General features: G+C 69.4%; 12 protein-coding genes and 1 pseudogene. 9 read left to right on the top strand and 4 right to left on the bottom strand.

Annotation, left to right across the window (positions count from 1 at the left end):
- Positions 1 to 145 precede the first annotated feature (145 nt).
- A pseudogene (mptB, locus tag IT779_RS00880) lies at positions 146 to 1,942 on the bottom strand (polyprenol phosphomannose-dependent alpha 1,6 mannosyltransferase MptB); the annotation flags it as partial.
- Positions 1,943 to 2,227: 285 nt separating this feature from the next.
- On the opposite strand from mptB, the gene IT779_RS00875 reads away from it, so the two are divergent.
- From IT779_RS00875 to IT779_RS00835, 9 genes are all read left to right on the top strand, one after another.
- Complete coding sequence (locus tag IT779_RS00875; protein ID WP_196147194.1) at positions 2,228 to 3,091, top strand: helix-turn-helix transcriptional regulator; 864 nt, start codon at positions 2,228 to 2,230, stop codon at positions 3,089 to 3,091.
- Entirely contained in the window at positions 3,088 to 4,533 is a 1,446-nt protein-coding gene (gene sufB, locus IT779_RS00870) for a Fe-S cluster assembly protein SufB (RefSeq protein ID WP_196147193.1), read from the top strand. Before IT779_RS00875 ends, sufB begins: the two co-directional genes overlap by 4 nt.
- Positions 4,533 to 5,741: a Fe-S cluster assembly protein SufD gene (gene sufD, locus IT779_RS00865; RefSeq protein ID WP_408637707.1), complete on the top strand. Its 1,209-nt coding sequence runs from the start codon at positions 4,533 to 4,535 to the stop codon at positions 5,739 to 5,741. The genes sufB and sufD overlap by 1 nt, the downstream gene beginning before the upstream one ends.
- A 38-nt stretch (positions 5,742 to 5,779) precedes the next feature.
- Entirely contained in the window at positions 5,780 to 6,556 is a 777-nt protein-coding gene (gene sufC, locus IT779_RS00860; protein ID WP_196147192.1) for a Fe-S cluster assembly ATPase SufC, read from the top strand.
- 1 nt (position 6,557) lies between these two features.
- A complete protein-coding gene (locus tag IT779_RS00855; RefSeq protein ID WP_196147191.1) occupies positions 6,558 to 7,820 on the top strand; it encodes a cysteine desulfurase in 1,263 nt (420 codons plus the stop codon).
- A 3-nt stretch (positions 7,821 to 7,823) separates the two neighbouring features.
- A complete protein-coding gene (gene sufU / locus IT779_RS00850; RefSeq protein ID WP_196147190.1) occupies positions 7,824 to 8,321 on the top strand; it encodes a Fe-S cluster assembly sulfur transfer protein SufU in 498 nt (165 codons plus the stop codon).
- The gene (locus tag IT779_RS00845; RefSeq protein ID WP_198428026.1) at positions 8,318 to 8,737 is read left to right on the top strand and encodes a metal-sulfur cluster assembly factor; all 420 of its coding nucleotides are present in this window, start codon (positions 8,318 to 8,320) and stop codon (positions 8,735 to 8,737) included. Before sufU ends, IT779_RS00845 begins: the two co-directional genes overlap by 4 nt.
- A gap of 67 nt (positions 8,738 to 8,804) precedes the next feature.
- On the top strand, positions 8,805 to 9,227 hold the full coding sequence (locus tag IT779_RS00840; protein WP_332838597.1) for a DUF4189 domain-containing protein: 423 nt from the start codon (positions 8,805 to 8,807) through the stop codon (positions 9,225 to 9,227).
- A gap of 413 nt (positions 9,228 to 9,640) precedes the next feature.
- A complete protein-coding gene (locus tag IT779_RS00835) occupies positions 9,641 to 10,147 on the top strand; it encodes a GNAT family N-acetyltransferase (protein WP_198428025.1) in 507 nt (168 codons plus the stop codon).
- Positions 10,148 to 10,248: 101 nt separating this feature from the next.
- Here IT779_RS00835 and ku read toward each other — a convergent pair whose 3' ends face one another.
- The 3 genes from ku to IT779_RS00820 all read right to left on the bottom strand — a co-directional run bounded on the left by ku (position 10,249) and on the right by IT779_RS00820 (position 13,411).
- On the bottom strand, positions 10,249 to 11,253 hold the full coding sequence (gene ku, locus IT779_RS00830) for a non-homologous end joining protein Ku (RefSeq protein ID WP_196147189.1): 1,005 nt from the start codon (positions 11,251 to 11,253) through the stop codon (positions 10,249 to 10,251).
- A 96-nt stretch (positions 11,254 to 11,349) separates the two neighbouring features.
- Positions 11,350 to 12,429: a lycopene cyclase family protein gene (locus IT779_RS00825; protein ID WP_332838596.1), complete on the bottom strand. Its 1,080-nt coding sequence runs from the start codon at positions 12,427 to 12,429 to the stop codon at positions 11,350 to 11,352.
- Positions 12,430 to 12,646: 217 nt separating this feature from the next.
- Complete coding sequence (locus IT779_RS00820; protein ID WP_196147188.1) at positions 12,647 to 13,411, bottom strand: SDR family oxidoreductase; 765 nt, start codon at positions 13,409 to 13,411, stop codon at positions 12,647 to 12,649.
- Positions 13,412 to 13,477 lie beyond the last annotated feature (66 nt).

Below are 13,477 nucleotides of genomic sequence, written 5' to 3'. Positions count from 1 at the left end.
CGGATGCCGCGCTCGGATCGGCTGCCCCGAAACCGGTTGTCGCGCTTGCTTCGATCGACTCGAGGTCGTTCGTCGTGCGCGCTTCTGTCGCCCCGAAGCCGGACGTCGCGGTCGAATCGGTCACCAGGTGAGCGGACCTGTTCGAACCGGTTTCGGGCCGCTGGGCTGCCGCGTCCGGTCGGCCCGTCGACTCCGGGCGATCCTTCGTCGACGCGAACGGACCGGCGGCTTCGGCAGCGGCGCCGGATTCGTCGAGCCGCCACGGCAGCGATTTGCGGGTGGCCAGGATCATCAGCAGGCAGGTCAGGATGGTGATGGTGGCCGCGTAGATGAGCACGAACGGCGTGATCTCGCTGCCCGACGGCATCAGCAGCACGCTGACCACCGCCGAGGCCACCGTGGCGGGTACCCGGAACAGCGGCCGGTTCGCCCAGGCCGCCAGCGGCACGATGCCCCACAGCAGATACCAGGGCTGCACCACCGGGAACAGCAGCACGACCGCGCCGAACGCGAGGCCGAGCGCCCCGACCGGGTGCAGACGACCGCTCCAGGTCGCGATGAGCAGCCGCACCACGAGCAGTGTCGCGGCCGCGGCCGCGATGGGACGGGTGATGCTCAGCAGCGCGGTGGTGTGATCGCCGAGGCCGAGCAGCACGCCGCCGAATCCCGTGATCACCCCGAGCAGTGTCGGCAGCGACATCCAACTGCGCACCGCGTTGGCGGTGCCGAGAGTGCCGACCCAGCCGAAGCCGAGTCCGCTGCCGACGCAGATCGCCAGCGTGACGGTGGCGGTGACGGCGCCGAGTAGCAGCGCGGACGCGGTGATGCCCCGCCACTTGCCGCCCCATCGGCGGCTCAGCGCCATCCACACGAAGGCCAGCGCGAGCATCGAGGGGATCTTGACCATGGCCGAGAGCGCGAGCAGGGTCGCGCCGGTCAAGAACAGGGCCAGGGTTGGTCCGCGCAACGGGCCGGTGCGCGAGACGGCCGCCAGGCACAGTTCGAGGCCGACCAGCATCAGCCCGATCATCATGGCCTCGTTGTGCACCCCGGAGACCAGGTGGAAGATCACCAGCGGATTGGCCGCGCCGAGCCACAGCGCCGCCACGGGGGAGACCCGGCAGCGCTGGGCCAGCCGCGGCAGCGCCCATACCACGCAGGCCACGCCGATCAGCGCGAGCACCCGGTGCAGCAGCACGCCCGCCAGCATGTTCTCGCCGGTGAGCGCCGCGATGCCCTTGCCGAACCACAGCGAGAGCGGACCGTAGGGGGCGGGGGTGTTCTGCCAGATGTTCGGCACGCTGCGGGTGAGGACGTGGTCCTGTCCGAGTCCTTGTACCGGGCCGACGTCGTACGGGTCGAGTCCGCGCGCGGCGATCTCGCCCTGTGCGAGATAGGAGTACACGTCCTGGCTGAACATGGGCGGAGCCACCGACAGCGGGATGATCCACAGCAGCAGGGTGCGGTCGAGCTGTGAGCGGGTGAGCCTGCGGCCCTGACTGGAGCGCAGCCCGAGCGCGAAGCGTCCGAGCAGCAGCCACGCGAGCATGACCACGACGGTGCCGAGCATGGTGACCGCGAGTCCCGAGCTGTGCACCCGGGCGGGCAGGCCGATGATGGCCTTGCCGTAGGTCGGGTTCTGCAGCGTGGGCTGGGCGCCGAGGCCGAGCGCGCCGATCGCCATCATCACCGAGCCGGTCGCGCCGAGCAGGCGGACCCGGCGCAGTTGGGCGTTCTCCTTGGCGTCGAGTCCGCCCGCCTCGGGTTCGTTGGCGTGCAGCGCGTCGCTGACCGTGTGGTCGGGTGCGACGTCGAGGCCGACGACGCGTCTGCCGAAGGTGACGGCGGCGGCGAAGGACCTGCTCGCGCGCGGTGGGATCAGGGTATCGACGCGGGCGGGCCGGGTCTCGTCGTCACGTTCTCCGCCCGGTTCGCCTGACATCACCGGGCCAGCGTAGCCGATTCGGATACCCGTGCTTCGGCCCGGAATGTGACCGGGTGCACGGGTGTGAGCGGTCCGTGCGATCGACCGGTTGGGCGGTGCCGCCCGCGCCCGGCGTCCGCGCGAGATGTGCGGTGCGTCACTGTCTTCGCGCGCCTGTTTCCATGGCTCGCGCCGTTTCGCGCGGTCACGCGCGTGTGCCGCGGATATCGGCGTGCCGACGGGGCGGTTCCGGTCAGGGCACCCTTATTAGATTTAAGGAACTAATTCCGCCACACTGGTGTTGTGAAAACCGTGGGTTTGCGGAGTGACGACGAGCGGGCCGGTCGCAAGACCGGTGCGGCGTCCTCGCATGCGCCCGCCGCGGCCGAAGGTCAGACCAGGGCCGCCATCGTGCGACTGCTGCTGGAGCAGGGGCCGATCACCGCCACCGCCATCGGCGCGGAACTCGGCCTCGCGCCCGCCGGGGTGCGCCGCCACCTGGACGCGCTCATCGACTCCGGCCAGGCCAGGGCCGCCCGCTCGGCGCCGTGGCAGCAGAAGGGCCGAGGCAGGCCCGCCAAGCAGTATCAGCTCACGGCCAAGGGTCGTGGCAGGCTCGGGCACGCCTACGACGACCTGGCGGGCGCCGCGATCCGGCAGCTCGGCGAGATCGGCGGGGAACAGGCCATCACCGATTTCGCCAGGAAGCGCGCGCGTACCATCGTCGCGGGCATCGAGGCGGTCGAGGAACACAGCCCGGAACGCACCGAGGCCAAGGCCGAGGAGATCGCGGACGCGTTCACCGACGCCGGCTTCGCCGCCACCACCCGCAAGGTGGGCGCGGGCGTGCAGATCTGCCAGCACCACTGCCCGGTCGCGCACGTCGCCGAGGAGTTCCCGCAGTTGTGCGACGCGGAGCTGGAAGCGTTCCGCGAACTGCTCGGCACCCACGTGCAGCGGCTGGCGACCATCGCCAACGGCGACTGCGCGTGCACCACGCACGTGCCGCTGCTCGACCTGCCCGCGGTGCGCCGCGCGGGCCGGGCATCCGCGCCATCAGTACCACCGGCGTCCGCACCAGCGGCGTCCGGCCGAGAACATTCGACACCGACCGCCGCACAGCCCGCGGCGGGACGAACGAACGACTCCGGAAGGAGTGCCGAATGACGACCACCGCCGCCGCCATCGAACAGGGGCAGCCGCTCAGCCAGGAAGAGGCGATCGCTTCCCTGGGCAAATACGGTTACGGCTGGGCCGACTCCGATGTCGCGGGCGCGAGCGCGCAGCGAGGTCTGTCCGAGGCTGTCGTTCGCGACATCTCGGGGAAGAAGAGCGAGCCGGAGTGGATGCTCGAGCAGCGGCTCAAGGCGCTGCGCATCTTCGATCGCAAGCCCATGCCGAACTGGGGCTCCAACCTGGACGGCATCGACTTCGACAACATCAAGTACTTCGTGCGCTCCACCGAGAAGCAGGCCGCGTCCTGGGAGGAACTGCCCGAGGACATCAAGAACACCTACGACAAGCTCGGCATCCCCGAGGCGGAGAAGCAGCGCCTGGTGGCCGGTGTCGCCGCGCAGTACGAGTCCGAGGTCGTCTACCACCAGATCCGCGAGGACCTGGAGGCCCAAGGCGTGATCTTCCTCGACACCGACACCGGTCTGCGCGAGCACCCGGAGATCTTCCAGCGCTACTTCGGCTCGGTGATCCCCGCGGGCGACAACAAGTTCTCCGCGCTGAACACCGCCGTGTGGTCGGGCGGCTCCTTCATCTACGTGCCGCCCGGCGTGCACGTCGACATCCCGCTGCAGGCGTACTTCCGCATCAACACCGAGAACATGGGGCAGTTCGAGCGCACCCTGATCATCGTCGACGAGGACGCCTACGTGCACTACGTCGAGGGCTGCACCGCGCCGATCTACAAGTCCGACTCGCTGCACTCCGCGGTGGTCGAGATCATCGTGAAGAAGGGCGGGCGCTGCCGCTACACCACCATCCAGAACTGGTCGAACAACGTCTACAACCTGGTCACCAAGCGGGCCAAGGCGGAGGCGGGCGCGACCATGGAGTGGATCGACGGCAATATCGGCTCCAAGGTCACCATGAAGTACCCCGCGGTCTGGATGACCGGCGAGTACGCCAAGGGAGAGGTGCTCTCGGTGGCCTTCGCCGGTGAGGGCCAGCACCAGGACACCGGCGCGAAGATGCTGCACCTGGCGCCGCACACCTCGTCGACCATCGTGTCGAAGTCGGTGGCGCGCGGCGGCGGACGCGCCTCCTACCGCGGCCTGGTGCAGGTGAACAAGGGCGCGCACGGGTCGAAGTCGACGGTGAAGTGCGACGCGCTGCTCGTCGACACGGTCAGCCGCTCCGACACCTACCCCTACGTCGACATCCGCGAGGACGACGTGACCATGGGCCACGAGGCGACGGTCTCGAAGGTCTCCGAGGATCAGCTGTTCTACCTGATGAGCCGCGGCCTGACCGAGGACGAGGCGATGGCAATGGTGGTGCGCGGCTTCGTCGAGCCCATCGCCAAGGAACTGCCCATGGAATACGCGCTGGAACTGAACCGGCTCATCGAGCTGCAGATGGAAGGAGCCGTCGGCTGATGGCGACAGGAACGATCGGCGCCGTCGAGGGGGAGAACCCCGCGAAGCCGGTGATGAATCCGGGCGCGACGGCCGCGGTCAACAAGGGTGAGGTGTTCACCTCCTACGACGTCGACGCCTTCGAGGTGCCTTCGGGCCGCGACGAGGAGTGGCGGTTCACTCCGCTGCGCCGGTTGCGCGGCCTGCACGACGGCAGCGCGGTGCGCGACGGGTCGGCGCGGGTCGAGGTCGTCGCGCCGGAGTCCGTGCGCGTGGAGACCGTCGGGCGCGCCGACGAACGCCTCGGCGCGGCCGGTGTGCCCGCCGATCGTGTCGCGGCGCAGGCGTATTCGGGATTCGAGTCGGCGACCATCGTGTCGGTGGGCGCGGAAACCGAAGTGGCCGAACCGATCGCGGTCACCGTCACCGGTCCCGGCGCCGACCGCACCGCCTACGGGCATCTGCAGATCCGGCTCGGCAACTTCGCCGTCGCGACCGTGGTCGTCGACCTGCGCGGCAGCGGAACCTACGCCGAGAACGTGGAATTCGTACTCGGCGACAGCGCGAAGCTGACCGTGGTCGCGGTGCAGGACTGGGCCGACGACGCCGTGCACCTCACCGCCCACCACGCCCGGCTCGGGCGCGACGCCACGCTGCGCCACATCGCGGTCACCCTCGGCGGCGATCTGGTGCGGCTCACCGGCACCGTGAAATACGACGGCCCAGGCGGCGACGCCGAACTGCTCGGCCTGTACTTCGCCGACGCCGGACAGCATTTCGAACAGCGCCTGCTCGTCGACCACTCGCAGCCCAACTGCAAATCGAACGTGCTGTACAAGGGCGCGTTGCAGGGCGACCCGGACTCGCCGAAGGACGACGCCCGCACGGTGTGGGTCGGCGACGTGCTGATCCGGGCGGCCGCGGAGGGCACCGACACCTTCGAGGTCAACCGCAATCTCGTGCTCACCGATGGCGCGCGCGCCGACTCGGTGCCGAATCTCGAGATCGAGACCGGCGAGATCGCGGGCGCCGGACATGCCTCGGCGACCGGTCGTTTCGACGACGAGCAGTTGTTCTACCTGCGTGCGCGCGGTATCCCGGAGGACGCCGCCCGCAGGCTCGTCGTGCGCGGCTTCTTCCACGAGATCATCCAGAAGATCGCGGTGCCCGAGATCAGGCAGCGGCTCGAGGCGGCCATCGAGGCCGAACTCGCCGCCATCGGCGCCTGATCCGCGAACCCACACTCCCGCAAAGGAATTCCAATCCGATGACCACCCTGGAAATCAAGGACCTGCACGTCCAGGTCGCCAACCCGGACGAGTCCGGCGCGCCCATCAAGATTCTCAACGGCGTCGACCTCACGGTGAAATCCGGTGAGACGCACGCCATCATGGGCCCCAACGGCTCCGGCAAGTCGACCCTGTCCTACGCCATCGCCGGTCACCCCAAGTACACGGTGACGCAGGGCTCGATCACCCTCGACGGCGAGGACGTTCTCGCCATGTCGGTGGACGAGCGGGCGCGCGCGGGTCTGTTCCTGGCCATGCAGTACCCCGTCGAGGTGCCGGGGGTCTCGGTGTCGAACTTCCTGCGCACCGCGGCCACCGCGGTCCGCGGCGAGGCGCCGAAGCTGCGCACCTGGGTCAAGGAGGTGAAGGAGTCGATGAGCGAACTCGAGATCGACGCCGCCTTCGCCGAGCGCAGCGTGAACGAGGGTTTCTCCGGCGGTGAGAAGAAGCGCCACGAGATCCTGCAACTGGGTCTGCTGCAGCCGAAGATCGCCATCCTCGACGAGACCGACTCGGGTCTGGACGTGGACGCGCTGCGCATCGTCTCCGAGGGCGTGAACCGCTACCGCGAGCGCGAGAACGGCGGCGTGCTGCTCATCACCCACTACACCCGCATCCTGCGCTACATCCAGCCGCAGTTCGTGCACGTCTTCGTCGGTGGGCGCATCGTCGCCGAGGGCGGCCCCGAACTCGCCGAGGAACTCGACGCGAACGGCTACGTCCGCTTCACACAGACAGCTACCGCGGGAGCCTGACATGACAGCAGCGCCAGTCACAGGCCGCACCGTCGACGTGGCTCGGATCCGGGCCGACTTCCCCATCCTGAGCCGCACGGTCCGGGACGGGAAACCGTTGGTGTACCTGGATTCCGGCGCGACCTCGCAGCGCCCGACCGAGGTGCTCGAGGCCGAGCGGGCATTCCTGGTCACCAGCAATTCCGCGGTGCACCGCGGCGCGCATCAGCTCGCCGAGGAAGCCACCGACGCCTACGAGGACGCGCGCGCGATCATCGGCCGTTTCGTCGGGGTCGAGTCCGACGAGATCGTGTTCACCAAGAACGCGACCGAATCGCTGAACCTGGTCACCTACTCCTTCGCCGACGACCGCTTCCCGCACCACCTCGGTCCGGGCGACGAGATCGTCATCACCGAGTTGGAGCACCACGCGAATCTCGTGCCGTGGCAGGAACTCGCGCGGCGTACCGGCGCGACCCTGAAGTGGTACGGCGTCACCGACGACGGGCGGATCGACCTCGACTCGCTGGAGCTGACCGAGGCCACCAAGGTGGTGGCGTTCACGCACCAGTCGAACGTCACCGGCGCCATCGCCCCGGTGGCCGAACTCGTGCGCCGCGCCAAGGCGGTCGGCGCGCTGGTCGTGCTCGACGCCTGCCAGTCGGTGCCGCACATGCCGGTGAACTTCCGCGAACTCGGCGTCGACTACGCCGCGTTCTCCGGGCACAAGATGCTCGGGCCGTCCGGTGTCGGCGTGCTGTTCGGCCGCGGGGAACTGCTCGAGCGGACCCCGCCGTTCATCACCGGCGGCTCCATGATCGAGACCGTGTTCATGGACCACAGCACCTACGCCCCGCCGCCGCAGCGGTTCGAGGCGGGCGTGCCGATGACCTCCCAGGTCATCGGATTGGGCGCGGCCGTGCGCTATCTCGACGCCATCGGCATGGACGCGGTGGCCGCGCACGAGCACACGCTCACCGCCGCCGCGCTGGCGGGGCTGAGCGAAGTGCCCGGCGTGCGGATCATCGGCCCCGCCGAGAACGTGGATCGCGGCGGCGCGGTGTCGTTCCTGGTCGACGGCATCCACGCCCACGACGTCGGTCAGATCCTCGACGACCAGGGCGTCGCGATCCGGGTCGGCCACCACTGCGCCTGGCCGCTGCATCGCCGCTTCGGCATCGCGGCGACGGCGCGCGCCTCCTTCGCGGTCTACAACACGCTCGACGAGGTCGACGCGCTCGTGGCGGCCGTGCGGAAGGCGCAGGACTTCTTCGGAGTTGCATAAGACATGCGCATGGAGCAGATGTACCAGGAAGTGATCCTGGACCACTACAAGCATCCCCATCATCGCGGGCTGCGGGAACCGTTCGGCGCCGAAGTGCACCACGTGAACCCGACCTGCGGTGACGAGGTCACCTTGCGCGTGCACATCGGCGAGGACGGCGACGTGGCCGATGTGTCCTACGACGGGCAGGGCTGTTCGATCAGCCAGGCCGCGACCTCGATCCTGGCCGACCAGGTGATCGGGCTCTCGGTGCCGCAGGCGCTGAAGGTGGTCGACTCCTACAACGAGATGATCTCCAGCCGCGGCACCGTGGAAGGCGACGAGGACGTGATCGGCGACGGCATCGCGCTGGCGGGGGTGTCGAAATATCCGGCCCGCGTCAAATGCGCGCTGCTCGGCTGGATGGCGTTCAAGGACGCGGTGGTGCGGATCACCGCGAACGGGCAGGATGCTGGGCGGGACGGCAATCCGACTATCGGCACGAATGGGGCGACAGCATGAGCGAGACCGAGGCCACCGTCGCTGTGGCGAATACCGAGGCGGCGACTCTCGAGGCGGCGACTACAGAAGCGGCGGCCGAGCCGGTCGAACTCTCGGCCGAGCAGCTCAAACACGTCGAGGACATCGAGGAGGCCATGCGCGACGTGGTCGACCCCGAACTCGGCATCAACGTGGTCGATCTCGGGCTGGTGTACGGCATCAAGGTCGAGAACGAGATCGCCAAACTGGATATGACGCTGACCTCGGCGGCCTGCCCGTTGACCGACGTCATCGAGGATCAGTCGCGCAACGCGCTGGTGCGCAGCGGCCTGGTCGAGGATCTGGAGATCACCTGGGTCTGGATTCCGCCGTGGGGTCCCGACAAGATCACCGAGGACGGCCGCGAGCAGCTGCGCGCGCTCGGATTCACCGTCTAGTCACGAGCCCGCTTGCCGCTCAGGCGAATTGCTGGACAATTCGCGATGGCCGGCCCAAAATCCTCTCGTGTCTGTGTTGCGCAAGGGGGCCGTCGCGGTCGCCATCACATCGATCGCCGCGGTCGGTGTCGGTTCCGGGGCGGCCCACGCCGCGGGCAAGTACTACGGGACGCTCGCGGTGTCCCGGTCGACGGGCAAGGTGGTCGCCGCGGTCGACCACACCAGCCGGGTCACCGCCGACGCCGCCGCGATTCGTGAATGCGCCGTCTACGACTGCGAATTGGTGCAGCGGTTCGTGGGCGGTTGCGCCGCTGTCGCACGCGGGGCCGACGGGCGCTACGCCTGGGCGGCGGGGGCTACCCGCACCGAGGCCGAACAGACCGCCGTCGCCGCGCTCGGCGATTCCGCGCCGCCGTTCCCCGATCTCGGTAGCGCGCAACCGCGTCCGGCCGATATCGCGGTCTCGGCGTGCACCGCGAACGCTCGGTAACCGGTCGGGGCGTAGCCGTCGTGGTGCGGCGTCGTTCTCGGGAAGCGGGATCGAGCGCGACGCGGTAGTCGGCGGTGGAAATCCGCGCGGACGGATGTCGCGGAACCATTGCTCACGATGTATCTCGGGATCGACGCGCGTGGTCCACGGAGTCGATCCGACGTGTTGCCGTCGTGGTGTGGCGGGGTCCGCCCGCGGGTAACCGTCTCGTATCGGCAGTCGGTACGGTGGCTGGCGGGGACCGCGCGTTCCGAGATCAGCGGATCGCGGGTCGCCCGACGCGTCGCGATGGAGACGACGCGCCATCGGATAGCCTGCGGTGTGCCGAATCGGTGTGGGAGGTGATCGGGAAGTTGTCGAGCTCTCGGTGTATCCGGTTGCCGGATCGTGACTTCATTGCCGATCATGGTCACGTGTTGCTGTCGGACGGGGTGATCTCGCTGCGGCCGATCGCGGTGGCCGACGCGCGGACCTATGCCGAGGCCGACGCCGGGACCGGGGTCGACTGGTTGACCGGAGCCGATACACGGCCCGCCGGTCTCGCGGCGCATTTCGAACGCTGCGCGGTCGACTGGGACACCGGTGGGCCCGCGCGGGTCTTCGCGGTCACGGCCCATGCCGACGGCTCCGTGGTCGGCGCCCTCGGCGTGCACGCCGAACAGCCCTATCTCGCGGCCGGACAGGCCGCACTCGCCTACGGGCTCGCGCCAGAATGGCGGCGACCGCCCTCGGCGATCCGCGCCGTCGTGCTCGCGTGCCGATTCCTGGCCGCCGCCGACCTCGCCGACGAAGCGGTGCTGCGGGTCGACCCCGCCGACGCGGCGGCGGTGGTGGTCGCGCGCCGAGCGGGTTTCCATTTCTTCCGCACCAGTGACGAGCCCGAAGAGGGTCGCCTCGACTGGTACTACCAGGCCGTCTGAACGCCGCGTTCCCGAAGAATCCGTATGGTCGTCCCGGGATTTTCGAGTGGACGGGCGCTCGACGCTGACCGGCGCCGCTCGGGTTCGAGTTCCACGTCGGGTCAGGCGCCTTTGCGTGCCGCGGTCTTCTTGACGGCTTTCTTCGCGGGTTTCGCGCTGCTCGCGGTCTTCGCGGCGGATTTCGTCGCCTTCGCCGCTGTCGCCTTGGTGGCCGCGGATTTCGACGCGGTGGATTTCGAGGCGGTGGATTTCGATGCGGCGGCCTTTTTCGCCTGCGTCTTCTTCGCGGCGGGCGCCGACTCGTCCGCGGCGCCCGCGGAGCGGCGTCCGCTGGCCTCCAGGCTGCGTTGCAGCGCGGCGACCAGGTCGACGACCTCGGCGTCCATCTCTGCGGGTGCGGCCTCCTCGTGGCGCACCACCGCGCCGGTGCCGCTCGCGATCGCCTCGTCCAGGATCTTCTTCAGCTCGGTCTGGTATTCGTCGGTGTAGAGGTCGGGCTCGAAATCGTCGGACATGGACTCGACCAGCGTCTCGGCCATGGTGAGTTCCTGCGGGCGCGGATCGGACACGTCGTCCAGCGACTCGAAATCCACCGCGCGCACCTCGTCGGGCCACAGCAGGGTCTGCAACAGCAGCACGCCGTCGCGTACCCGCAACGCCGCGAGCCGCGTCTTCTGGCGCAGCGTGAAATGGACGAGCGCGGTGCGGTCGATGCGTTCCAGGGTCGCCGCGAGCAGGACGTACGCCTTGGGGGTGGTGGAATCCGGTTCGAGGAAATAGCTCTTGTCGAACAGAATCGGGTCGATCTGGTCGGACGGCACGAATTGCAGCACCGGAATCTCGTGCTTCTCCGCCACCGGGAGTTTCGCGAAATCCTCGTCGGTCAGGACGACCTTGTCGCCCTCCGGGGATTCGTAGGCTTTGTCGATATCGGCGTACTGCACCGATTTCCCGCACACCGTGCACACCCGGTCGTATTTTATGCGACCGCCGTCGGCCGCGTGGACCTGGTGGAACCGGATGTCGTGGTCCTCGGTGGCCGTGTACACCTTGACCGGGACGTTGACCAGCCCGAACGCAATCGAGCCCTTCCAAATAGCTCGCATTCCTCCATCATGGCCGACCGAATGGGAATCCGCGAGCAATACCGTGGCGACGGCGGTGTCGTGCGGTTCGCCGGAAATGCGCGGGCCGCGCGCCGTTCAGTCCAGGACAGCGAGCCCGAGGGACGCGGAGACGACCGCGCGGCGAAGTCGGGGCGGCAATTCGGCGAACAACGCGCGCATGGCGCCCGCGGTGCCGCGCGGGTCGGCGCGTCCGCTGAGATAGGCGCGTTGCCGCCGGGCCGGGAGGGTGAAGAACGCCTCGAAGAAATCGGGGACATCGGCGGGCGGCAGTGCCAGCAAGGCCCGCAGTCCCGCCGCGCGCAACGCGGCGACCGCGCGAATGCCCGCCGTCGCCGCCCGCGCACCCGACGCGACCGGATCGGCCGCGCCGAGCGCGGCGGCCACGCTGTAACCCGTTGCCGGATGGGTGAATCCGCCCGCCGCGCCGAACCGGTCCCGACCGACCCGGCCGCCGTGCACCGGGAATCGCACCCGCTCCACGGTCTCGTCGCCGTCGAGTGCTATTCCGCGCGAACGCAATCGACACAGTAATCGGGTGCGCAAGGTCGCGGTGTCGAGTGCGGGACGACCGACCAGACAGGTCTCCTCGAGCAGGATCCGCCCGCCGCCGACCGGCACCGCGTACAGGAACGACGGCGGGGCAACGGATTCCGCGCCGTTGTCGGCGCGCCAGTCCATGAACGCCGGTTCGAGGCCGCGGGCGCGCGATGAGTCGACGACGAGTCCGTAGGCGGTCTGTTCGGCGCGTGCGGGGGAGCGGGTCAGGCCGCGGGCGTCGATCACCCGCGCCGCGGTCACCGTCGCGCCCGACGCGCAGGTCACCGTGTGCCCGTCCAGTGTCACCGCGCGATCGGCGCGAATCTCGGCGGCATCGACGGACAAGGCGGCGCGCAGCCGTTCGGAGTCGAGTACGGCGTAGGTGCGGTCGACGACATGACGCCCGCGCGCCCACGCGACAGGTCGCTCGACGGTCGCGGCCACCGCGGCGGTATCGAGCCAATCGGGCAGTTCGTCCGCCCACAGGGCATAGGTGGCCGTCCAGCGGCGGTCCGGCGCGGGATCGATCAGGGTCACCGAGAGCCCGCGCTCCAGACAACGATGGGCGAGCGCACGGCCCGCGGGCCCCGCGCCGCAGATCGCGATGTCGGCACTCACCGGCGGTTCCGGCGCGCGGCTGTGCTCGACGTGGCAGGCGCGAACAGCCGCCGAGGGCGGGCAGGTCGCGCCACCGCGGTGGTTCGTCGTTCGCCGGGGCGATCGTCGGTCGGTGTGTGCTTGCCCGGTCGCCGCCCGCGGTGCGCCGGAGGGGCGGTGTATCCGGTGCGGTCGGCGGTGGGCGCTCGGCGCGCGAGGGGACGCACCGCGCTCCGGGTCAGAGGCCGCCGGTGGCCAGAAGGCCGCCGTCGACTCGTACGGTCTCGCCGGTGATCCAGTCCGCTTCCGGTGAAGCGAGGAAGACGATCAGGCGGGCCACGTCCTCGGGGGAGCCGAGGCGCTTCATGGGGTAGATCGAGGCGGCTTTCTCTTCGTCGGCGGAGTACAGGGCGTCGGCGAATTTCGTCTTCACCACGCCGGGGGCGACGGCGTTGACCCGGATGGTCGGCCCGAGCTGCCAGGCCAGTTCCTCGGTGAGCCGGATGAGCGCGGCTTTGGAGGCGCCGTACGCCCCGATGACGCCGGTGGAACGGATACCAGCGACGCTGGCGACGTTGACCACCGCGCCGCCGTGGTCGCGCATCCAGGCGCGGTAGGCGGCCTGCAGGTAGCCGAGGGCGGCGACCACGTTGACGTCGAAGATCTTGCGCACGGCGTCCAGGTCGGCGTCCATGAGCGCGCCGAAGACGGGGTTGATGCCGGTGTTGTTGATCAGGATGTCGAGCGAGCCGAATTCGGCGATCACGCGGTCCACCGCGGCGGCCCGGCTCTCGGCGTCACCGGAATTGCCCGCCAGCGCTACGACCTGCCCCCGGTGTCCAAGCGCCCGCAGTTCCTCGGCTGCTTCCTCGAGCGGCCCGGGCTTGCGCGCGGTGATCAGGACGTTCGCGCCGCGGCTCAGCAGTTCGGCGGCGACCGCCTTGCCGATGCCCCGGCTCGCACCACTGACCAGTGCGCTGCGGCCCAACAGATCCGTAGTCATACATCGGCACGCTACTTCAGCCGATGGAAGGCGCGAAAGCACATCGCCCGGTGATCGGGTGCTACG

The sequence above is a fragment of the Nocardia bovistercoris genome, assembly GCF_015674855.1.
Classification (GTDB): Bacteria; Actinomycetota; Actinomycetes; order Mycobacteriales; family Mycobacteriaceae; genus Nocardia; species Nocardia bovistercoris.
The sequence above is the reverse complement of the archived record's forward strand: the minus strand, read 5'-3'. Positions and strand labels throughout refer to the sequence as shown.